Below are 22174 nucleotides of genomic sequence, written 5' to 3'. Positions count from 1 at the left end.
ACACGGAGATGGGCATGACCGGGGGAGGAGACTGGCAGCACGATCTGTTGCGGGAGCTCGCCGGCGGTTCCTCCGGGGAGGGACCGGTCCCGTCCTCTCCCGCCGAGCCACGCGCGGTCCCGGGCTCCCCCGCGCAGCCGGAAACACGACCCGCAGCGCATCCCGAGCCGTCCCCCGCTGCTCCTCCAGTGCCTCGCCAGGCCCACGACCCGCAGGCCCCTGCCCCGGCCCCGCAGTCCCTCCCCACCGTCGACCCCCGTCTCGCCATGGCCCTCGGCCGCCCCCGGCACGGCGACTCGGTCGCCCGTCGTACCGGACGCACGCTCCGGAGACTCACCGCCTCCGCCGGGCAGGAGGTCGCCGAACAGACACGGTTCGCCCAGGAGTTGCAGCAGCCGGTGACGACCGGCCGGGTGATCGCGGTGACCTCGATCCGGGGCGGCGTCGGCAAGTCGACGGTGTCCGCGCTGCTGGGCCGTACCTTCAACCACTACCGGCACGACCCGGTGCTCGCCCTGGAGGCCGACGCGGCGCTCGGCACGCTCCCGGTGCGGCTGGGCGCGGACACGGTGCGCTGGTGCTGTGCGGACCTTGCCCGGATTCTCACCCCCTCCATGCGCCTGACCGACGTCACCGGCTACCTGGTGCCGGTGGCCGACGGCGGCTGGCTGCTGCCGGCGGGCCAGGGCCGGGTCGGTGCCGCTCTGGACCTGCGTACCTACATGACGGTGGCGACGGCCCTGCGGCGCTACTTCGCGGTGACGGTGGTGGACTGCGAGACACTGCCCGGTGAGGTGGCGCGCGCCGCGATGGACACGGCCCACGCACGGGTGGTGGTCGCGCCGATGACCGCCGAGGGCGTGCACGGCACCCGGCAGGTCCTCGACTGGCTCGGCCGGTTGCCGCACTCCGCCCTGGACGCCACCGTCGTCGCCCTCAGCGCGGCCTCCCCCGACACCACGCTCGATGTGAAGTCGGCCGCCGCGCACCTGCGCGAGCCCGGTGTCCCGGTGATCCCGCTGCCCTACGACCGTCATCTCGCCCAAGGAGGCCCCATCCACACCGCCATGCTGAGCCAGGCCACCCGCGACGCGGCCGTCCGTCTGGCGGCCGAGGTGATGCAGCGGGCGGTGCGGGTCCGGTGACCCAGCAGATCGTCCACCGGCCCGCGCGGTCCACCCGGCCACTCGCCCCTGCAGAGCCGCGCACGATCGAAGCGCCCCCGAATCTGCCCGAGGGCAAGATCGGCAGTGCGGCCACGGCGCTGCTGCCCATGGCCGGTGTTCTCAGCTCCGTCGTGCTGATGACCGTCGTCCGCAACAGCCGGTTCGCCGTGATCGGCGCGATCGTGCTGGTCGTGGCCCTGCTTGGGGCGGTGGCCCTGTTCCTGTCCCAGCGGGGCAAGGGACAGCGCACCCGGCGCACCCAGCGTGAGCGTTATCTGGAGTATCTGGAGGGACTCCGCGAGGAGTTGGGCACCGCCGAGCGGGAGCGACGGCAGCGTTCCCGGCTGCTCGATCCACCGCCGGAGGCGTTGTACGACCTCGTACGCGACCCGGCGCGGCTGTGGGAGCGCCGCCGCCAGGACGCCGACTTCCTGCGGGTGCGGGTGGGCACCGGTGACGTACCGGCCCGAGAACCGGAGATCGCACAGAACAGCGCCGGCGGAGTGCTCACCCCTCCCGACCCGTTCATGCTGAACGAGGCCCGCGCACTGCAGAACCGCTTCGGCACGACCACGGACGTTCCGCTCACCGTGCCATTGGACCGGGCCGGCGACGTCAGCGTCGTCGGCGACAGGGAAGGTGTCCTCCTCGTCGCCCGCGCGCTCCTGCTCCAGACGGCGGTCACCCACGCCCCGGACGACGTGGCGCTCGCCCTCGCCACGGCCGAGGAGTCCGACTGGGCGTGGGCCAAGTGGCTGCCTCACGTCCTCGACACCCAGGTCCACGACGGTCCCGTCGCCGCCCGCCGGATCGCACCCGACCTGGCCGAGCTGGCCCGCCTGTGCGCGCCCGACCTGCGGCGGCGTGCCGCGTACGCGGCCGAGGTGCGCCGTGGCCTGTCCGGCAGGGACGCGCTGCGACTGACCTCCCGCATGTTCGTGGTCAGCGACACCTTTGGCGACACGGCGGCCGAACTGCCCCGCCCGGACTCGGCGATCGGCCTGCCCGACATGGGCGTCACCGTGCTGCACCTGCTTCAGCAGCAGGTGCACGAGCCCGACCAGGTCAGTGTGCGCATCACCGTCGACGGTGACCGCATCGCAGTGGAGGACCGCCGCACGCCCGAGATCCCGGCCGCCCACGGCACGACCGACACGGTGACCGGTCCCGGTGCCGAGGGCATCGCCCGCCTGCTGGCGCCCCTGAGGCTGTCGGCCGAGTCGGCGGCCGAGGGCACGCCCGTGTCCGGGCCGGTGGATTTCCCCGCATTGCTGGGCATCGACGACCCGGCCGCGCTCGACCTCGAGAGACTGTGGGCGCCGCGCGGCGAGCGGGACTTCCTGCGCGTCCCCATCGGCCTCACGGACCGGCACCAGCCGGTACTGCTGGACCTGAAGGAATCCTCCCAGCTGGGCATGGGTCCGCACGGGCTGTGCGTGGGCGCCACCGGCTCCGGCAAGAGCGAACTGCTGCGCACGCTCGTCCTCGCACTGGCCACCACCCACTCCCCGGAGGACCTGGCCCTGGTCCTGGTCGACTACAAGGGCGGCGCCACCTTCGCCCCGTTCGCCGAACTCCCCCACGTCGCCGGGGTGATCACCAACATGGAGAACCAGGCCGGCCTCGTCGAACGCGTCCACTCCAGCCTGGCCGGCGAGGTCAAACGCCGCCAGCAGGTCCTCAAGGACGCCGGGAACATCGCCGACATCGGCCACTACGCCACCCTGCGCGCCGCCACCCGCCCCGACCTGGAACCCCTCCCCCACCTGTTCGTCGTCATCGACGAGTTCGGCGAACTCATCACCGCCCAGCCGGACTTCATCGACCTGTTCCTGTCCATCGGCCGCATCGGCTGCTCCATCGGCGTCCATCTGCTGCTGTCCAGCCAGCGCATCGAGGGCGGCAAGCTCAGGGGCCTGGACACCTACCTGTCGTACCGCCTGGGCCTGCGCACCTTCTCCGCCGACGAGTCCCGCACCGTCCTGGACACCACCGACGCCTTCCACCTGCCGCCCCTGCCCGGCTTCGGCTACCTCAAGGTCGACACCTCCACCTACGAACGCTTCAAGGCCGGTTACGTCTCAGGTGCCTACCACGGACCGGACCTGCGCAAGGAGCGCGACGACGCGCCGCTCGCCCGGCCCTACCCGACGTACACCACACCGCGGCTGGCCGTGGCCGCGGAGGAGGCCGTCGCCACCAAGCGGGAGACCGGACCGACCGTCCTGTCCGTCATGGTCGGCCGACTCGCCACCTCCGCCCCGCCGGTACGCCGGATCTGGCTGCCCCCGCTGCCCGAGGCCATCACCCTGGATGCTGCCGCGGGCCCCCTCCGGGCCGGTCCGGACGGTCTGCGCCTGGCCCACGGTGACGGCCCGCTGCGCATCCCGCTCGGCGTCCTCGACGACCCGGCCCGTCAGTGGCAGAGGCCATGGTTGCTGGACCTGACGGTCGCCGGCGGTCACGTGGCCGTCATCGGCGGCCCTCAGTCCGGCAAGACCACCCTGCTGCGCACCCTCGCCCTCTCCCTGGCCCTCACCCACACCCCGTACGACATCGCCGTGTACGGCCTCGACCTGGCCGGCGGCGGTCTGTCGGCCCTGGCCGGCCTGCCCCACGTCGGCGGCATCGCCGGCCGCGCCGACCGGGAGCGAGCCGCACGCACGGTCGCCGAGGTGCGCACCATGCTCACCCAGCGCGAGGAGCTGTTCCGCGAGCACGGCATCGACTCCGTCGACCACCTCCGCCACCTCCGGGCCGACAACCGACTCCCTGAGCTGGGCGCCACCGACGTCGTGCTGCTCATCGACGGATTCGGCGCCCTGCGCGAGGAGTTCGCCGACCTCGACGACGCGGTGACCGACCTCCTCAGACGCGGCGGCGGCTACGGCGTCCACGTCGTCGCGGGCATGCTGCGCTGGAACGACGTCCGCATCGCCACCCAGTCCATGTTCGGCAGCCGCATCGAGCTGCGCCTGAACGACCCGGCCGACTCCTCCATCGACCGCAAGCTCTCCGGGACCCTCTCCCTCGGCACTCCCGGCCGAGCCCTGACCGACGGCGAGCTGTTCGCCCAGGTGGCCCTGCCCCGCATCGACAACCACCCGACGACGGGCGATCTGGCCCCGTCCCTGGAACGCACGACCCGCACCGTCCGCGCCTCCTGGCACGGCGAACTCGCCCCACCCGTACGGGTCCTGCCCACCCGCCTGCCGAGCACCAAGCTGCCCTCACCGGCGGCCGAACCGACGAGGATCCCGCTCGGTGTCGACCAGGACGCCCTCGCCCCGGCCCTGCTCGACCTGTTCGGTACCGACCAGCACCTGCTGGTCCTCGGCGACAACGAGTGCGGCAAGACCAACCTGCTGAGGCTGATCGCCGCCCAGCTCGTCGAGCGCCACGGGGACGAGGAACTCGTCTTCGGCGTCTTCGACCCGCGCCGCGGCCTGCGCGGCACGATCCCCGAGCCGTACCGCGGCGGCTACGCCCACAACGCCAAACTCGCCGCCGCCCTGTCCACCGGCATCGCCACGGAACTGGAGAAACGTCTGCCGGAGACGGCCGACCCGGATGCGCCGCCGACCGCCGAGCCCGCCTTCTCCGGACCGCGGATCGTCATCCTCGTCGACGACTACGACATCATCACCGCCGCAGGACAGCAACCCCTGACGCCCTTCTTGCCGTACCTGTCCTCCGCGCAGGACATCGGCCTGCACTTCGTCCTCGCCCGCCGCACCGCCGGCGCCTCCCGAGCGCTGTACGAGCCGCTGCCGACCGCCCTGCGCGAGACCGGCACCGCCGCGCTCGTCATGACCGGCGAGCGCACCGAGGGCCAGCTCTTCCCCGGCCTGTACGCCTCCCGGCAGCCGCCCGGCCGCGGCACACTCGTGCGCCGGGGCCGCCCCCACCAGCTGATCCAGACTGCCCTGACCGCGGAAGAGGCCGACGCAGAGTGACGAAGGACGTCATCGCCCTCACCCCGAAAACGCCGGACCTGCCGATCCTTCTGGCGGGCCTGTACGCCGGCGGCCCCGACCTCGGCGTGAACACCGCGGCCGACGGCGCCGTCGTCCAGCTCTGCGCCCCCGACGGCCGCCCCCTCGTCTCCGTGGAAGCCCCCATCCTCGTCCAGGTCCCCGGCGAGACCACCCGCCTGCTGGGGCACCCCGTCGAGGAAGGCCCGGTGTGGTGGACCGAGGCACGCGCCTCCACCGCCGTCTCAGAGGCCGGACGCCTCGCCGGCTCCTTCGCAGGGCGCCTGGCCACCGTCCTCGGCGGCACGGTCTGGCCCCCGGAAGCCGCCACCACGGACGTCGTCCCCCTCACGAGCGACGTCTCGGCGATCCCGGTGCCCGCGACCTCCACCCCCGCCGTGGACGTCCTCACCGACGCGACGGCCGTGGTCCTCCAGGACCGCCCCCTGGTCCCCATGACCAGCTGGCTCTCCGACGCCCTGCGCACCACGACCGCCACCGACCGCGCCCTCCAGATCGTCACCCCACCGACGGCACGCCTCACCCTGCCCACCCGCACCGCCCTGCGCGGCCTGCCCCACCGCTGGGTCGTGCAGGACCCCGAGCACGGCTACTACGACGGCCTGTCCGGTGCTGTACTCCACTGGAAGAACGGCACCTTCACCCCCGTACACGACGAGCAAGGCGCCACCGGGGTCGCCGAGGCCTTCACCCTCACCTCCGACACCGGTGACCGCCAGCTGGTCGTCACCCTGCGCACCCGCCACCCAGCCGAAGAGACCCTCGTCCTCGGCCACGCCCTCGAAGCCGCTTTCCAGCACCTCACCGGCGCACCACCCGCCGGCTGGAGCACCGCCGAACCCGTCAACCTTCCCTGGTCGACCCGCCAGCTGACCGACCTGGCCCGCGCCCGCGCGCCCCGGCCCACCTGGCTCATCGCCGTCGGGCACCCCGACCGCCCCGCCCTCGCCACCGTCCGCGTGCAGCGCACACCGGCCGGGGTCGAGGAGGACATCACCCTCGCCGTCGGCTACGGCCGAGACGAGACACCGCCCCTGGACACCCTCGCGGACCTTGCGGCCGAACTGGACGCCCAGCACGGCCTCGTCACCCAGCTGACGTCACTGCGCGCCGCCCGCCGCGACCTCACCGTCCCCTCACGCCTCGAACCCCCGCCGGTCCCGGTCGCCTTCACGCTCGGACACCACGAGACCGAACGCATCGGCCGGGCCCACGCCGAGCACCCGCCCCAAGGCCCCACACCCACGAGGCTCGGCCCCACGGTGCGGCCGGCCCTCCACTACACCCTGGGTGACGGAACCGATGCCCAGGCCTGGATCACGTTCCAGCACCTCATCCGGCATCTGAAGCAGACGTGACGGCCGGCCGACCGGGGGAAAGACCGGTGCGGGCCTCCGGCGCAGCCCGGAGGCCCGCACCCAGGCAAAGCCGCAGGCAGCGGCAGACGAGTCGGGCTGTACGCCGGGTTCTGTACCCCGGGACCTCGCGGTCGTCGGGGTGACGGCCATCCATCTAGGGCCGGCGTCGCCGCCGGCCTCGTGCGGTCTACCCGCGGACTCGGGCGGGCAGCCCTCGGACGTCCGCGCAGAAGCACCGGGGTGCTTCCTCTTGACCTTGCTCCGGGTGGGGTTTACCTAGCTGCCTGAGTCACCCCAGGCACTGGTGGTCTCTTACACCACCGTTTCACCCTTACCCAGCACCGAGGTGCTGGGCGGTTTGCTTTCTGTGGCACTGTCCCGCGGGTCACCCCGGGTGGCCGTTAGCCACCACCCTGCCCTGTGGAGCCCGGACGTTCCTCGGGGAGCTCCCCGTCAGGGGGACTCCACGCGGCCGTCCGCCCGGCTCGTCTGCCGTGCCGACCATGGTACCCGGCGCGGCGTGGGCCTCGGTGTCGCCGCCGTGGCCAGGACCGAGCCCGCCAGGATCAGGGCGAAGGCCACGCCGATGCCGAGGGTCAGTTCCTCGTCCAGGAAGACGGTGCCCGCGGCGACGGCGACCGCCGGGTTGACGTACGTGATGACGCCGGCCCGGGTCGGGCCGACCTCCTTGATCAGCTCCAGGAAGGCCACGAACGCGATCGCGGTGCAGACCACGCCCAGGCCGGCGAGGGCGGCCAGCACCTCGCCCGACGGCATGGCGGCGGGCCGGGTCAGGAAGGCGGCGGGGGCGTAGACGACGGCCGCCAGTGTGAGGCAGGGGGTGATCAGCTGGAGGGTCGGGACGTCCTTGAGGTGCCGGGCGGCTATCAGCGGGGCGGTGGCGTAGCCGACGACCGTCACCGGCACCTCGGCGAGGGAGCGGGCGTCGCCGCCGGTGAGGTGCGGCAGGGTGAGGACGGTGACGCCCGCGAGGCCGGGGGCGAGTCCGGCGGCGCGGCGGGGGCCCACGTGTTCCTCCGCGCCGAAGAAGCGGGCCAGGAGTACGGCGACGATCGCGCCCGCGATGAGGAGCCCGGCGGTGGAGCTGGACAGGTGGCGTGCGGCGTCGGTCAGGGTCCACCAGGGGCCGACGATCTCGATGACGGCGAAGGCCAGCATCGGCTTCCAGTGGGCCCGGACGGTACGGCCGAGGCCACCCTGGCGCAGGGCGAAGGGGAGCAGGAGTGCGGCGCCGAGGGCGCAGCGCGCGAACACCACCATGGACGGGGACAACTCGTCCACCGCCACCTTGATCATCAGCGCTCGTGAGCGCGCCTTCGGCCGGGGACGGGGCGGGCGGGTGTCCGGGCCCCCCGTACCCTGGCGGCGGAGTTCGATCGAAGGAGTACCCGTGCTTGTCCTGCTGCCGCCGTCCGAGGGCAAGGCCTCTTCCGGCCGCGGTGCCCCGCTGAAGCCGGAGTCCCTGTCGCTGCCGGGGCTGGGCGGGGCGCGGCAGGCCGTGCTCGCCGAGCTGGTCGAGCTGTGCTCCGGCGACGAGGACAAGGCACGCGAGGTGCTCGGGCTGAGCGAGGGGCTGCGGGGCGAGGTCGCGAAGAACGCCGGGCTGCTGACCGCCGGGGCCCGGCCGGCCGGGGAGATCTACACCGGGGTGCTGTACGACGCTCTCGGCCTGGCGACCCTCGACGCCGCCGCCAAGAGGCGGGCCGCGCGGTCGCTGCTGGTGTTCTCCGGCTTGTGGGGCGCCGTGCGGGTGGCGGACCGGATCCCGTCGTACCGGTGCTCGATGGGCGTGAAGCTGCCCGGCCTCGGCGCCCTGGGCGCGCACTGGCGTACACCGATGGCGTCGGTGCTGCCCGAGGCGGCCGGGGACGGGCTGGTGCTGGACCTGCGGTCCGCGGCGTACGCCGCCGCGTGGAAGCCGAAGGGCGAGGTCGCCGGGCGGACGGCGAGTGTGCGGGTGCTGCACGCGCCGACGCGGAAGGTGGTCAGCCACTTCAACAAGGCGACCAAGGGGCGGATCGTGCGGAGCCTGCTGACCGCCGGGGCGGCTCCGGGCTCGCCCGCCGAGCTGGTGGAGGTGCTCCGGGAGCTCGGGTACGCGGTGGAGGCCGAGGCGCCGGCGAAGGCGGGGCGGGCGTGGGCGCTGGACGTGCTGGTGGACGAGGTTCACTAGGGGTGTGTTGCGAGGGCTGCAACACCCTTTGCGCAGGACGCTTGTGTGATGACAGGAGGAGGCCATGACCTCCCCCTCGCCCTTGCCCGCCTCCGTGCTGGACCTCGCGCCCGTCGTGCCCGTCGTCGTCGAGGACGCGGGCGACGCCGTACCGCCGGCGCGGGCGCTGGTCGCCGGAGGGCTGTCCGCGATCGAGGTGACGGTGCGGACGCCGGCGGCCGTGGAGGCGATCCGGCGCATCGTCCGGGAGGTGCCCGGGGCGGTGGTGGGGCCGGGAGGGTGGTCTCCCCCGGGGGGGCAGGTGGCCGAGGTCGTGGAAGCGGGGGCCCGGTTCCTGGTCAGTCCCGGCTGGACGGACCGGCTGCTGGAGGCGATGCGGGCGTCCGGCCTGCCGTTCCTGCCGGAGGTGTCGACCACGTCCGAGGTGGTGGCGCCGCTGGAGCGCGGGGTACGGGAGACGAAGTTCTTCCCGGCGCAGGCCGGGGGCGGCGCGGCGTATCTGAGGTCGCTGGCCCGGCCGCTCCCCCAGGCGCGGTTCTGCCCCACGGGCGGGATCGGCCCGGACTGCGCTCCGGACTTTCTGGCATTGCCCAACGTCGGCTGCGCGGGCGGCAGTTGGGTGCTGCCGCCGGACGCCGTCGCCGGGCACGACTGGGGGCGGGTCGAGGCCCTGGCGCGTGCGGCGGCGGCGCTCAGCGCAGGTGGGACGTGTCGTTGAGGAGGCGGACGCTGGCGTTGCCGTCGGCGTAGTAGGCGACCACCGACAGGGACGCGGCCGACAGTTCCATGCGGAACAGGGACTCCGGCGGGGCGCCGAGGGCGAGCCGGACGAGCGTCTTGATCGGGGTCACGTGCGTGACGAGCAGGACCGTGCGTCCCGCGTACGCCGCGAGCAGCTTGTCGCGTGCGGCGGCGATCCGGGCGGCGGTCGCGGCGAAGCTCTCGCCGCCGCCGGTGGGTTCGGCGTCCGGGGAGGCGAGCCAGGCGTCGAGGTCGTCGGGGTGGCGTTCGCGGACCTCGGCGAAGGTGAGGCCTTCCCAGGCGCCGAAGTCGGTCTCGCGCAGCCCGTCCTCGACGCTCACGTCGAGCCCGAGCCGCGCGGCGACGATGCCGGCGGTCTCCCTCGTACGGGCCAGGGGCGAGGACACGACGGCCTCGATGGTGCCCCGCCGCGCCAGCAGCGCGGCGGCCCGTTCGGCCTGCTCCCGGCCGGCGGCGGAGAGGGCGGGGTCGGTGCCGCCGCTCCCGGAGAACCTCTTCTGCGGGGTGAGCGGGGTCTCGCCGTGCCGCAGCAGCACGAAGGTGGCGGGGGCGCCCATGTCGGCGGGGGCCCAGCCGGGAGCGGCCACGGTTCCGGCGGCCCGGGTGTCGGCTTCGGCGCGCGCCTCGGGGACGGGGGCAGGGGCCCCGGACGTGGGGGTACCGGCGGTCGGGGTCTCAGCCGAGGCGTCCGGCCCCTCCGCCTCGTGGCTCTCGGCGGTCGCAGCAGCCTCGGCCGTCCCGCCGGTCACGGGAGCCTCGGCCGTCTCGGCGGTCGAGGGAGCCGCGGCCGTCTCGCCGGTCGAGGGAGCCGCGGCCGTCTCGCCGGTCACGGGAGCCTCGGCGGTCCCGCCGGTCACGGGAGCCTCGGCGGTCCCGCCGGTCACGGCAGCCTCGGCCGTCTCGCCGGTCACGGCAGCCTCGGCCGTCTCGCCGGTCACGGCAGCCTCGGCCGTCCCGCCGGTCACGAGAGACGCGGCCGTCCCGGCCGTCGCGCCGGATCCGGGAACCGGGGCAGCCACCGTTCGCGGGCCGGCCGCTGCCTCCAGCTCCGCCGTCGACTCCGCCTCCGACCACTGCCCGCCCCTGGCGCCCGCGTCCATCGCCTCGTTGGCCAGCCGGTCCGCGTGCTTGTTGCGGTCGCGGGGGATCCACTCGTACGTCACCCGGCCGGGCGGGAACACCCGGGCCGCCTCGGCCGCGAGGGGCTTCATGTCGGGGTGCTTGATCTTCCAGCGGCCCGACATCTGCTCGATGACGAGCTTGGAGTCCATCCTGACGTGGACGGCCGCGGCCGGGTCGAGTTCCCGGGCCGCGCGCAGGCCCGCGACGAGGCCGCGGTACTCGGCGACGTTGTTCGTGGCGACGCCGAGGTACTCGGCCGTCTCCCGCAGGGTCTCCCCCGTCGCCGCGTCGCTGACCACGGCGCCGTAGCCCGCGGGGCCCGGGTTGCCCCGCGAACCGCCGTCGGCCTCGACGATGAACTCCCGCACCGGATGGGCTCCCCGCAGGTCTAGAGACCGGAATCGGACGTGCGCACCAGGATGCGGCGGCAGTTCTCGCAGCGGACCACCGTGTCGGGCGCGGCCTTGCGGATCTCGCTCAGTTCGGTGATGGCGAGCTCCTGCCGGCAGCCCTGGCAGCTGCGCGCGTACAGCTTCGCCGCGCCGATGCCGCCCTGCTGCTCGCGCAGCCGGTCGTAGAGCTTCAGCAGGTCGGCGGGGATCGACCCGGCGATGACCTCGCGCTCCTTGGTGACCGTGGCGATCTCGGCGTCGATCTGCTCGCAGGCGGCGTCCCGGCGCGCGGTCGCGTCGTCGATCCTGGACTGGACGGAGCCGACCCGCTCGGACAGCTCGGCGACCCGCTCCTGTGCGGACTCCCGGCGCTCCATCACCTCGAGCACCACGTCCTCCAGGTCGCCCTGGCGCCGGGCGAGCGAGGCGATCTCGCGCTGGAGGTTCTCCAGGTCCTTCGGCGAGGAGACGGCTCCGGAGTCGAGGCGCTTCTGGTCGCGGGCGGCGCGCTGACGCACCTGGTCCACGTCCTGCTCGGCCTTGGTCTGCTCGCGGGCGCAGTCGCTCTCCTCGGTCTGCGCGGCCACGAGCAGGTCGCGCAGCTGGGAGTGGTCCTTGGTCAGCGACTCGATCTCGGCGTGCTCCGGCAGCGACTTCCGCTTGTGCGCGAGCTGCTGGAGGCGGACGTCGAGGTCCTGGACGTCGAGGAGTCGGATCTGGTCGGCGGGCGCGGCGTTCAGTTCGGGGCTCCCAGGGGTTCGGAGGGTGAGGAGGCCGCGTGCGCGGTCCAGGGGTCGGTGACCGTTCTCGAGACGTGGACGCGCAGGTCCCATCCGTGCCGGTCGGAGATCTCGTCGAGCTGGCTCGCGGCCAGCTCGCACCAGGGCCACTCGGTGGCCCAGTGCGCCGCGTCGAGCAGCGCGAGGGGGCTGTGGGCCACGGCCTCGGAGGCCGGGTGGTGGCGCAGGTCCGCGGTGAGGAAGACGTCCGCACCGGCCGCGCGCACGTGGTCGAAGAGGCTGTCGCCGGAGCCGCCGCTGACGGCGACCGTGCGGACGAGGGCCTCGGGGTCGCCGGCGACGCGGATGCCCTGCGCGGTGGCGGGCAGCCGCTCGGCGGCGCGGGCGGCGAGCTCGCGGAGCGTCAGCGGGACGTCCAGGGCGCAGACGCGGCCCAGCCCGCGGCGGCCCTCGGGGTCGGTGGGGTCCGGGACGAGCGGCCCGGTGACCCGCAGGCCCAGGGCGCCGGCGAGGGCGTCGGAGACGCCGGGGTCGGCGCTGTCGGCGTTGGTGTGGGCGACGTGCAGCGCGATGTCGTTCTTGATGAGGGTGTGGACGACACGGCCCTTGAAGTGGCTCGCCGCGACGGTGGTGGTGCCGCGCAGGTAGAGCGGGTGGTGCGTGACCAGCAGGTCGGCGCCGAGCCGCACCGCCTCGTCGACGATCTCCTGGACCGGGTCGACGGCGAACAGCACGCGGCCGACCTCCTGGTCCGGGTCGCCCGTGACGGTGCCGACCGCGTCCCAGGACTCGGCCCGCTCGGCGGGCCACAGGGTCTCCAGCGCGGCGATGACTTCAGACAGACGGGGCACGGGTGCAAGGCTACCCGCCTGATCTGTGGCGTTGAACCGCCACCGCCCTCACCCGCCGGGCTCCGCACCGCTCAGCACAATCGCCCCCTTCTCCTCCGGCGAATCGTTCCTGGAACACCCTTATGTGTGAAGCCTGGGCCCAGGGATTCCCCGCCCGCGCGTACGAAAACTACGTTCGTCACCGGAGGTGACCGAACGATGACGGCCTGTGCGATCGAGCCTTCGGCGGGACACGAGGACGGACACGAGAACGGTGACGGGACCGCGCCCGCGGGCTGCGCCCTCACCGCGGACGGCGCCTACGCCGCACGCCTGGCGTCGGCCGGCGACTCCTGGTTCCCGGAGCGCTGGACCCTCGACGGCCCCGAGCCCTACGCGGTGCCCCTGCCCCGCAACCAGCCGGAGGAGCCCGGTACCGAGGTGCAGCCCATGGGGGACGGGCGGGTCCTGATCCACCGGCGGGTGGCCGGGCGGCACGCCTTCTCCCTGCTGTATCCGACCGGGCCGGGCACCGGCGAGCTGCCGCTGGGCGCGGTGGAGTGCGCGGACGGGGCGGCGCGGCTGCGGCTGCTGCCGCCGGCGCCCGGGGGCGAGAGGGCGTACGCCCTCGCCGTCGGCCCGCGCTCCACGTCGGTGTGGCTGGTGGCGGGCGGCGCCCTGGGGCCCGAGCAGCTGGCGGAGCTGCCCGGCCGCTGCTCGGGCGGGGTGTGGCTGGACCGTACGGAGCGGTTGCTGGCGCTGGACCGGGAGACCGGCGGGCGCACCAAGGCCGTCGTGGTGGACCTGGAGCGCGGTGGCGAGGTGTCGCCGCTGCTGCAGATCGCCGCCGACAGCGACGACCGGTTGCTGCTCGCCGACCACGACAGCGGGCTGCTGATCGTCCGCTCGGACGCGCCCTCGCCCGGGCAGGAGCGTCTGGGCTGGGGCGTGCTGGGCAGCACGCTGCCGGTGCGGTTCCCGCAGTGCCTGCGGCTGCCGGACTGCTCCGTGACGCCGTTCGCCATCCAGCCGGGGCAGATGCTGACGCCGGAGGCCTGCGCGGTGGCGCTGCGGGTGGACGGGCCGGCGGGCAGCTGGGTGGCGGTGTGGCGTCCGGCGGAGCGGCGGGTGCACCATCTCGCGGCTCCGCGGGGGTGGCTGGCGGGCACGGGGCTGTGGACGGCGGAGGGGGTGCTGCGGCTGCCGTACGCGACGGAGGCCGTGCCGTGCGGGGTGGCGCGGGTGAGTCCGCCCGGGGCCGCGCCGCCGGAGCCCTGCGAGGCGCCTGTGCGCGCGGAGCCGGACGTCCGCCCCACGGGGGCGGCGCCCTCGGGGCACCCACCGGAACCGGGGCCCCCGGAACCGCCGTGTTCCGGGGGCCCCGCCGAGCCGGGAGGACCGGCCTCGACGGTCCCTCGCGCAGAGCCCGCGGCACCCGCCGCACCGCGCCCGGTGCCCCTGCAGCAGGCACCGTTGGGACGGCTTGTAACGAACCAGTGCCGGTCGGCGTGGCCGCCTGGATCCGGGGCCGGGGGAGCCGGTTAGACTCACCCGGCTGCAAAAAAGATCATGTTGACGGGGTGAATTCCATCCGATGAGCGACGCCAGCACGAACCAGCCGCGTACCGCCGATCTCCAGGAGACCTCCGCCGGCCACGGCCGGCACCGTGGTGAGGTCTCCACGCAGGACGCCGAGACGGCTCCGAGCGGACGCCACCGCAAGCCGGCGGCGGAGACGGAGCAGGCCGTGACCGCGGCCTGACGTCACGTCAGTCACCAGACACCGAACGGCCCTCCCCGCCCGGCGGGGAGGGCCGTTCGCACGCCTGGCTGCTCAGGCGTGCCGGACGACGCGGTGCCTATGCCCGGCGGCTCACGCGTGCCGGACGACGCGGTGCGTACGCCCGGCGGCTCACGCGTGCCGGACGACGCGGTGCGTACGCCCGGCGGCTCACGCGTGCCGGACGACGCGGCGCCTATGCCCGGCCGCTCACGCGTGCCGGACGACGCGGCGTCAGGCGAAGTCCGGCGGCCTGCGGCGATGACATTTGTCCTGCCGGAGTCCGTACAAGCGCCTCTGCCGGAGGACCCCGGCCGGTCCGTAGCGTCGACGCCATGACCACGCAGACTCCTTGGGCCGTGTCCTTCCGCGACACGGTCAGGTCCTACGGCGGGGTGCGCGCCGTGGACGGCATCGGCCTCCGGATCGCACCGGGCGAGTCCGTCGCCCTCCTCGGACGCAACGGCGCCGGCAAGTCCACGGCGATCTCCCTGCTGCTCGGCCTGGCCGAGCCGGACTCGGGCACGGTCGAGCTGTTCGGGGCGCCGCCGGAGCGGTCCGTGCGCGCCGGGCGGGTCGGGGCGATGCTCCAGGAGGCGCGGGCGGTCCCCCGGGTCACGGTCGGCGAGCTGGTCGCCTTCGTGGCCGGCCGCTACCCCGCCCCCCTGCCGGTCGCCCGGGTCCTGGAACTGGCCGGGATCGCCGAGCTGGTCCGGCACCGGGTGGACCGCCTGTCCGGAGGGCAGACCCAGCGCGTCCGGTTCGCCCTCGCGCTGGCCGGTGACCCCGCGCTGCTCGTGCTGGACGAGCCCACCGCGGCCCTGGACGTGGAGGCGCGGCACGCCTTCTGGTGCTCGATGCGCGGTTACGCCCGCCGGGGCCACACCGTGCTGTTCTCCACGCACTACCTGGAGGAGGCCGACGCCCACGCCGACCGGATCGTCGTCCTGGACCGGGGACGGATCGTCGCGGACGGTACCGGGGCCGAGCTGCGGCGCGCCGCGGGCGGCTCTCTGGTCTCCTTCGCCCTCGGGGACGAGGATGCCGGGGCGCTGTCCCGGCTGCCCGGCGTGCGGGCGGTGGAGGTGCGCGAGGGCCGGGCCCGGCTGCGCACCGACGACTCCGACGCGACCGTGCTCGCCCTGGCCCGGCTGGGCGCGGTCCGTGCGCTGGAGGTGGCCCCGGCCTCGCTGGACGACGCGTTCCTGGCCCTGACCTCGCCGGAGGCCGCGGCATGAGGGACTATCTGCGGCTGGAGGTGCGCCGCACGCTGCGCGACCCCGGCTTCGTGATCGGCGGGATCGCGATGCCGGTGCTGATGTACCTGCTGTTCACCAACCTCGGGCAGACGGACGGCGGATGGCGGACCGGCTCGATGGTCGGCATGGCGGCGTTCGGGGCGCTCGGTTCGGCGCTGAACACCGGGGGCGGGGTCGCCGAGGACCGGGCGATCGGCTGGCTGCGGCAGCTGCGGGTGACGCCGATGACCCCGCGCCAGGTGGTGGTGGGCCGCACGCTCACCGGCACGGTCACGGTGCTGCCGGCGATCGTCGCGGTCCTGGCCGCCGGCGGGCTGCTCAACGGCGTACGACTGGCCCTGTGGCAGTGGGCGGCGCTCACCGCGCTGCTGTGGCTGGGATCGATCCCCTTCACCCTGCTCGGCCTCGGCAACGGCTACCTGCTGACCGGCCCGGCCACGGGCGTGGTGAACACGCTCTGCAACCTGGGCCTGGCGGTCCTGGGCGGGTTGTGGTTCCCGGTGACGCTGTTCCCGCACTGGCTGCGCGTCCTGTCCGGCTGGACCCCGACGAACCGCTTCGCCCGGCTCGGCGCCTCGGTCGCCACGGGACACGCGCCGACGGCGGGCACCCTGGCCGTCCTGGCCGGGTGGCTGCTGCTGTTCGGCTCCTACGCTGTGGTGTCGTACCGTCGCGGCGCGGCGGACGTCTGATCGGGGGCGGGGACATGTCCGGGATGAACATGCTCGGGAACCGCGTCGGGAACGTGCTCAGGTGCCGCTTCGGGGCGGTCGCGGGCCGCCGCGTCACGAAGGCGCGGAGGGCCGCCCGGCGGGCCGGTGAGGCCGAGCCGGCCGGTCCGCCGCCCACCGGATTCTCCCTCCTGCCCTGGCTGCTGTTGGACATGGGCGCCTTCTCCAACCTCTTCCAGGACCGCACCCCGAACCCGTGGATCGGCGCCCTGGGACTGCTGACCTTCAACTCGCTGTACATCTACGTGGCGTTCCGCTCGTTCGACGGCGTCAGGCGCGAGTCCCGCTCCACCCGGGCCGCGCTCGTCCTGATGACGGCCGTGACCTGCGCGCTCGCCGGCGGCTACGGGGGCGGCTGGCTGCTGTTCTTCCCGCTGCTCGGGCTCGCGACCGGCGCGGCCCTGAGGACACCGCTCCTGCGGCCCGCGGGGACGGCCCTGGCGCTGCTCGCGGCCGTGGCGGCCTGCCTGCACGACGGGTGGGGCGGCCTGGGCATCGCGTACGCCACCTTCATCTCGACGATGGTGACGGCCGCGATCATGCGCCTGTCCGAGGCGGTGCGCGAACTGCGCGCCGCCCGCGAGGAGTTGGCGCGCCGGGCGGTCGAGAAGGAGCGGTTGCGGTTCTCCCGGGACCTGCACGACCTGCTCGGGCACACCATGTCGGTGATCGTCGTGAAGGCGGAGGCGGCCCGTCGCCTGTCCGGCCGCGACCCGGACGCGGCGCTGGTGCAGATCACCGACATCGAGTCCGTGGGCCGCCAGGCCCTGACGGAGATCCGGGAGGCCGTGACCGGCTACCGGCAGGGCACCCTCGCCGCGGAACTCGACCGGGCGCGCTCGGCGCTGACCGCGGCGGGCATCGCGCTCGTCGTGAGCCGCTCCGGCCCGCCGCTCGGGCCGCAGACGGAGGCGCTGCTGGGCTGGGTGGTCCGGGAGGCGGTCACCAACGTCGTACGGCACAGCGGGGCGCGGGAGTGCGAGGTCTCGGTGTCGGGGGCCGGGGAGCGGGTGCGGCTGACGGTCGCAGACGACGGGGCCGGGCCGGCCGCCGCGGGGCCGGGGTGCGGCACGGGCCTGATCGGGCTGACGGAGCGCCTGGCCGCGGCGGGCGGTTCGCTGACCGCGGGTCCGCGCCCTCGCGGCGGGTTCGCGGTGACGGCCGAACTCCCGCTCGACGAGGAGGAGATGGGGGCGCCGACGGGACAGGGGGCGGAAGATCGGCCGGGGAGGGGGGACGTGTACGTTGACCGGGGGTCCGCGCCCGTCGCCGACGGTGTCGGCAACGGCTAGGAGGCCGCAACGACCAGGGGAAACGGAGCACATGCCACGCGTCGCCGTCATCACCGCGCCGAACATCGGGTACCGCAACACGGGCATGCTGACCGTGGACTTGGCGTTCGAGTCCCTGCGGCGGCGGGCGGGCGGCGCGTTCGACGCCACCTGGTACACGCTGCACACGCCGGACACCGTGCCCCTGCGGGACTGCGCGCGCGGCACGGAGCTCCCGTTCACCTTCCTGCCCCTGGCCGAGCACCTCGACGCGCTGCGCGACCACGACGCGGTGGTGTTCTGGGGTGACTTCCTGCACACCCGGCACTATCTGGTCCAGGACGCCACGAACCGCCTCACGGACTTCGGGATCGCCGCGGACCGGGACGCCGCCCGGGCCCTGCTGAACCGGACCCTGCTGTTCGCGGACCAGCCGGACGAGCTCCTCGCGCGGACCCTCAGCTACGGCGGGACCATCCTGCACAACACGCAGTCCGACTACGAGGACGAGGAGTACGGGCCCCTCTTCACGCGCCTGGTGCGCCGCAGCCGCCGGATGTGGGTGCGCGACCCGCTGTCGGCGGCGAAGCTCGCGCATCTGCGCGGGGACCGCACGACCGACCACTTCGGCTCGGACGCGGCGCTGCTGTCCCGCCCCGGCGACCTCGGTCACCTGCCGACCACCGGGTGGTCCCGGTCCGTGCCCGAGGGCGGTGCGATCGGCGTGTTCCTCGGGGCCCGTACGCCGGTGCCCGCGTGGCTGCCCGCCACCTGCCAGGAGCTGTCCGACCGTCTGGGCGCCCCGCTGGAGTGGCTGCCCTGGTTCGACCGGGAGGTGCCCGGGCCGGTGAGCCACATCGCGGCCCGCCCGGGCGACCACACCCTCGGCGACCTGATCGGGGTGCTCCCGCGCTACCGGCTGGTCATCACGGACACCTACCACCTGGCGGTCAACGCCTGGGGCGCGGGCACCCCGGCGGTGTGCGTCGGCGCGCCCGAGCCGACGCCCAGGACGCACGACGACTACCTGACGCTGAGCGATGTGAAGAAGCACGTCTTCCACATGGCGTACGACGCGGCGGACTTCTACCTGTCCACCCGGCAGTGCTCCGCGAGCGACCTGGACCGTGTCGTGCGCCTGCTGGAGGGCGGCGGCGCCGACGCGGTCGCGGCGCGCGTCCGCGACCACGCCGACCACTCGGCGGCGTCGTTCCTCAGGACGCTGGCCTCGCTGCTGGACACGCCCCGCCCTACGCTGGGCGCGTGACCGACACACCCGTCCGCGTGCTGCTCGCCGAGGACCAGGGCATGCTGCGCGGTGCGCTGGCGCTGCTGCTCGGGATGGAGGACGACATCGAGGTCGTCGCCCAGGTGGCGACCGGCGACGCCGTCCTGGACGCGGCCCTCGCGCACCACCCGGACGTCGCCCTGCTCGACATCGAACTCCCGGGCCGCAGCGGCCTGGACGCGGCGGCCGACCTGCGCGACCGGGTGCCCGGCTGCCGGGTGCTGATCCTCACGACCTTCGGCCGCCCGGGCTATCTGCGCCGGGCGATGGAGGCGGGCGCCCGCGGCTTCCTGGTGAAGGACGGCCCCGTGGAGGAACTCGCCGCCGCCGTCCGCCGTGTCCTGGCCGGTGAGACGGTCGTCGACCCCGCCCTCGCCGCCGCCGCGCTCAGCGCCGGGCCCAGTCCGCTCACCGCCCGGGAGAGCGACGCGCTCAAGGCCTCGGCGGACGGCGCGACGGTCGCCGACATCGCCGGGCGGCTGCACCTGTCGGAGTCCACGGTCCGCAACTACCTCTCCTCCGCGATCGGCAAGACGGGCACCCGGAACCGTATGGAGGCGCTACGCGAGGCCCGCCGCCAGGGCTGGGTCTGAGCCCGGCCCCTCCCGCCGGAACCACGCCGTCCACAGGAACGGCTCCCCGAAGTACTCCGACTCCTCCGGCTCGTCCCGCATCCGCCGCAGCTCGACCTCGGTGAGACCGGCGAAGACGCGCCGCAACGCCTCGGGCGTGTAGGCCAGTCCGCCGCGCGGTCCCGCCCCCTCGCGGCAGAAGGCGGCGTCGGACAGCTCCGAGCCCATGCCGCCGGGCCCGGCGGCGAAACAGGTGAGGCCGAACAGGCCCCCCGGGGGCCAGGACGGTGTCCAGCAGGGCCAGGTGGCTGACCCGGCGGTGCGTGCCCAGGGTCACCAGGGCGCGGGTGTGCCCCCTGGAGTGCCTTGGTGGACGCGGCGGCAGATGGTGGAAGCAGCCGGAGTCGTACACGAGGTCGTAGGGGCCGGTGAGTTCGGTGCGGGCGAGTGCGAAGGCGTCACCGCGGTGGAACCGTAGGCCTGTCACGCCGGCCTCCCGGGCCCGCTCCCCGGCCCAGTCCACGGCCTGCGAGGACAGGTCGACCGCGTCGACCTCGAAGCCCCGCGCGGCCAGGTACAGCGCGTTGCGCCCCGGGCCGCACCCCAGGTCGAGCGCCCTGCCCCCGCCTGGCGTCCGCCGTTCCACGGCGGCCGCCAGGCTCTCGTCCGGCTTCGCCCCGAAGAACGGCACCGGCAGGGAGCGGTCGGCGTAGAAGCCGTCCCACCAGTCGGCGCCCCGCCCCGTCCGCCGGTCGGCCTCGGGTGCGAACAGCCCGTCGAGCAGGGCGAGTACGTCGTCGACGGTGCGTATGGTCCGGTCCATCCGGGTCCCCCCTCCGCAGCCGCCAACGGTAGGCGGGGAAGGGGTGAAAGACCAGGTCAGGGCCGTTTCGCGGGTGTGGGTGAGCGGCGGCTGACGGCCCGTCGCACGCCGCGCGGGCACCCCCGCGACGGACCACTCCGTCCCCGGCCCGAAACAGCGGGGGCACCGCCGCCAGTGCCCCTCAGGACCCCGTTCCGCGCGACGCCACCCCTGCCTTTTCAGGCTTCTGCTCTTTCAGGCCCTGGTCTTGCAGGCCGCTTCCCCGCCCACCCGCGGCAGCCACATCCACATCAGCACCGCGCCGCCCGCCAGCACCCCGGTCGCCACGCGGAACGCCAGCGCGTACCCCTCCGTCAGCGCCTCGGGCGTCGTGGCTCCTGCCGTGCGGGCCGCCGCCAGGGTCGACAGGACGGCCAGGCCCAGGGAGCCGCCCATCGTGCGGGAGGTGTTGACGAGGCCGGACACCAGGCCCGCCTCCTCCGGTGCGGCGCCGGACGTCGCCAGGGACGCGAGCGGGGTCGCCGCCAGGCCCGCGCCGAGCATCATCAGGACGCCGGGGACGAGGATCGCCGTGGCGTAGGAGCCGTCGGGGGTGAGCGTGGACTGCCAGGCGAAGCCGGCCGCGGCGACCAGGGTGCCGAGCAGCGCCACCGTGCGCGGCTCGGCGCTCCGCATCAGCCGGGGCGCGAGCTTGGAGCCGATGACGACGGCCAGGGAGCTCGGCACCAGCGCGAGTCCGGCGTCGAGCGGGGAGTAGCCGAGGACGTTCTGCGCGTAGAGGGTCATGAAGAACCACATGCAGAACATCGCCGAGCCCGACAGGAACATGGAGACGTTGGCGGCGGAGACCGCGCGCAGGCGCAGCAGGCCGAGCGGCATCAGCGGACTCGCCGTGCGGGCCTCGACCGCGAGGAACGCCGCGAGCAGCACCAGTCCCGCGAGCAGCGGCAGCAGGGTGGCCGGTGCCGTCCAGCCCTCGGCCTCCGTCCGGGAGATGCCGTAGGCCAGCGTGCCCAGCCCGGCCGTCACCAGGAGCGCGCCGGGCAGGTCGAGCCGCCGCCCGTCGCCGGCCCGGCCCTCCGTGAGGACCCAGGCGGCCGCCACCAGCACCACGGCCCCCACGGGCACGTTGATGAGCAGCACCCACCGCCAGGACAGCGCCTCCACGAGCACTCCGCCGACCAGGCCGCCCGCGGCGCCGCCGCCGGCGCCGACCGCCGTCCAGGTGCCGATCGCCCGGGCCCGCGCGGCTCCCTCGGGCACCGACGCCGTGAGGATGGTGAGCGTCGAGGGCGCCAGCACCGCCGCGCCCAGGCCCTGCACGGCCCGGGCGAGGAGCAGTTGCCAGTCGGCCTGCGCCAGCCCGCCGGCCAGTGAGGCGAGGGTGAACAGGCCGAGCCCGACGAGGAACATCCGCTTGCGGCCGTAGAGGTCGCCGGCCCGTCCGCCGAGCAGCATGAACCCGGCGAAGGCGATGGCGTAGGCGTTCACCACCCACTGCAGGCCCTGCGCGCCGAGTCCGAGTCCGGTGCGCATCGACGGCAGCGCCACGTTGACGACGGACACGTCCAGGACGACGAGGAACTGCCCGGCGCAGGTCAGCGCCACCACGAGCCACAGCGGCGGCGCCCCGCGCGGACGCAGGCGGGGCGCACGGGAGCTGCGGGCGGCTGTGGTGTCGGCGGGTTCGAGCATGGGTGTCATGCTCTCAACCCGCTCGCGCCCCTTGCATCGGGATTTCGCCGGGCGAGTCCTCGGCCCCGGGTCCTAGGACTCCCGTCGCCCCAAGGAAAGGTCAAGTTTTCGTTAGAGTGCCGAAGCAACGGAATAGTTGCCTGGACAAACGAGGTTCAGAGGTCACGTGACCCGAAGATCCCCGGCCCGGAGGCCC

16 protein-coding genes, 1 other RNA gene and 2 pseudogenes are annotated in these 22174 nt (G+C 74.4%); 12 read left to right on the top strand and 7 right to left on the bottom strand.

Going from position 1 to position 22174, the window contains the following annotated elements:
- Positions 1 to 8: 8 nt before the first annotated feature.
- From ACFW6P_RS01235 to ACFW6P_RS01225, 3 genes are read left to right on the top strand one after another with little or no spacing between them, the layout of a single operon-like run.
- Positions 9 to 1145 (top strand): hypothetical protein, encoded by a 1137-nt coding sequence (locus ACFW6P_RS01235; protein WP_386353871.1) that lies wholly within the window; start codon positions 9 to 11, stop codon positions 1143 to 1145.
- Positions 1142 to 5122, top strand: coding sequence for a type VII secretion protein EccCa (eccCa, locus tag ACFW6P_RS01230; protein WP_386422551.1), 3981 nt, complete (start codon positions 1142 to 1144; stop codon positions 5120 to 5122). The genes ACFW6P_RS01235 and eccCa overlap by 4 nt, the downstream gene beginning before the upstream one ends.
- Positions 5119 to 6519, top strand: coding sequence for a DUF6177 family protein (locus ACFW6P_RS01225; RefSeq protein ID WP_386353867.1), 1401 nt, complete (start codon positions 5119 to 5121; stop codon positions 6517 to 6519). Before eccCa ends, ACFW6P_RS01225 begins: the two co-directional genes overlap by 4 nt.
- A gap of 83 nt (positions 6520 to 6602) precedes the next feature.
- Here ACFW6P_RS01225 and rnpB read toward each other — a convergent pair.
- Positions 6603 to 7007: RNase P RNA component class A (gene rnpB / locus ACFW6P_RS01220), an RNA gene on the bottom strand.
- A 115-nt stretch (positions 7008 to 7122) separates the two neighbouring features.
- A pseudogene (locus ACFW6P_RS01215) lies at positions 7123 to 7800 on the bottom strand (DMT family transporter); the annotation flags it as partial.
- 130 nt (positions 7801 to 7930) lie between these two features.
- On the opposite strand from ACFW6P_RS01215, the gene yaaA reads away from it, so the two are divergent.
- Together yaaA and eda are read left to right on the top strand one after the other, a co-directional pair.
- Positions 7931 to 8713: a peroxide stress protein YaaA gene (gene yaaA / locus ACFW6P_RS01210; RefSeq protein WP_386353865.1), complete on the top strand. Its 783-nt coding sequence runs from the start codon at positions 7931 to 7933 to the stop codon at positions 8711 to 8713.
- Between the two features lie 64 nt (positions 8714 to 8777).
- On the top strand, positions 8778 to 9431 hold the full coding sequence (gene eda, locus ACFW6P_RS01205; RefSeq protein WP_386422548.1) for a bifunctional 4-hydroxy-2-oxoglutarate aldolase/2-dehydro-3-deoxy-phosphogluconate aldolase: 654 nt from the start codon (positions 8778 to 8780) through the stop codon (positions 9429 to 9431).
- Here eda and ACFW6P_RS01200 read toward each other — a convergent pair.
- From ACFW6P_RS01200 to ACFW6P_RS01190, 3 genes are read right to left on the bottom strand one after another with little or no spacing between them, the layout of a single operon-like run.
- On the bottom strand, positions 9406 to 10965 hold the full coding sequence (locus ACFW6P_RS01200; RefSeq protein ID WP_386422545.1) for a bifunctional RNase H/acid phosphatase: 1560 nt from the start codon (positions 10963 to 10965) through the stop codon (positions 9406 to 9408). The genes eda and ACFW6P_RS01200 overlap by 26 nt on opposite strands.
- Before the next feature lie 20 nt (positions 10966 to 10985).
- Entirely contained in the window at positions 10986 to 11729 is a 744-nt protein-coding gene (locus ACFW6P_RS01195; RefSeq protein ID WP_386353957.1) for a zinc ribbon domain-containing protein, read from the bottom strand.
- The gene (locus ACFW6P_RS01190) at positions 11726 to 12580 is read right to left on the bottom strand and encodes a Nif3-like dinuclear metal center hexameric protein (RefSeq protein ID WP_386353859.1); all 855 of its coding nucleotides are present in this window, start codon (positions 12578 to 12580) and stop codon (positions 11726 to 11728) included. Before ACFW6P_RS01190 ends, ACFW6P_RS01195 begins: the two co-directional genes overlap by 4 nt.
- A 198-nt stretch (positions 12581 to 12778) precedes the next feature.
- Here ACFW6P_RS01190 and ACFW6P_RS01185 point away from each other — a divergent pair, with 198 nt between their 5' ends.
- From ACFW6P_RS01185 to ACFW6P_RS01155, 7 genes are all read left to right on the top strand, one after another.
- Positions 12779 to 14104 (top strand): hypothetical protein, encoded by a 1326-nt coding sequence (locus ACFW6P_RS01185; protein WP_386353857.1) that lies wholly within the window; start codon positions 12779 to 12781, stop codon positions 14102 to 14104.
- 49 nt (positions 14105 to 14153) lie between these two features.
- Positions 14154 to 14321, top strand: a complete 168-nt coding sequence (locus tag ACFW6P_RS01180) for a hypothetical protein (RefSeq protein ID WP_386353855.1) — start codon at positions 14154 to 14156, stop codon at positions 14319 to 14321.
- Positions 14322 to 14674: 353 nt separating this feature from the next.
- Positions 14675 to 15577, top strand: coding sequence for an ABC transporter ATP-binding protein (locus ACFW6P_RS01175; protein WP_386422542.1), 903 nt, complete (start codon positions 14675 to 14677; stop codon positions 15575 to 15577).
- Entirely contained in the window at positions 15574 to 16290 is a 717-nt protein-coding gene (locus ACFW6P_RS01170; RefSeq protein ID WP_386353851.1) for an ABC transporter permease, read from the top strand. The genes ACFW6P_RS01175 and ACFW6P_RS01170 overlap by 4 nt, the downstream gene beginning before the upstream one ends.
- A gap of 29 nt (positions 16291 to 16319) precedes the next feature.
- Positions 16320 to 17621: a sensor histidine kinase gene (locus ACFW6P_RS01165; protein ID WP_386422611.1), complete on the top strand. Its 1302-nt coding sequence runs from the start codon at positions 16320 to 16322 to the stop codon at positions 17619 to 17621.
- Between the two features lie 31 nt (positions 17622 to 17652).
- A complete protein-coding gene (locus ACFW6P_RS01160; RefSeq protein WP_386353847.1) occupies positions 17653 to 18867 on the top strand; it encodes a hypothetical protein in 1215 nt (404 codons plus the stop codon).
- On the top strand, positions 18864 to 19481 hold the full coding sequence (locus ACFW6P_RS01155) for a response regulator (protein WP_386353845.1): 618 nt from the start codon (positions 18864 to 18866) through the stop codon (positions 19479 to 19481). Before ACFW6P_RS01160 ends, ACFW6P_RS01155 begins: the two co-directional genes overlap by 4 nt.
- Here the strand turns inward: ACFW6P_RS01155 and ACFW6P_RS01150 are convergent.
- Together ACFW6P_RS01150 and ACFW6P_RS01145 are read right to left on the bottom strand one after the other, a co-directional pair.
- A pseudogene (locus ACFW6P_RS01150) lies at positions 19449 to 20283 on the bottom strand (class I SAM-dependent methyltransferase). The gene ACFW6P_RS01155 and the pseudogene ACFW6P_RS01150 sit on opposite strands and share 33 nt — an antisense overlap.
- 234 nt (positions 20284 to 20517) lie before the next feature.
- Entirely contained in the window at positions 20518 to 21987 is a 1470-nt protein-coding gene (locus ACFW6P_RS01145; RefSeq protein ID WP_386422539.1) for an MFS transporter, read from the bottom strand.
- Positions 21988 to 22174 lie beyond the last annotated feature (187 nt).

The organism is Streptomyces sp. NPDC058741, from assembly GCF_042746715.1.
Classification (GTDB): Bacteria; Actinomycetota; Actinomycetes; order Streptomycetales; family Streptomycetaceae; genus Streptomyces.
Note: the sequence above shows the minus strand (reverse complement) of the source record. Positions and strands in the feature narration are given on the sequence as shown.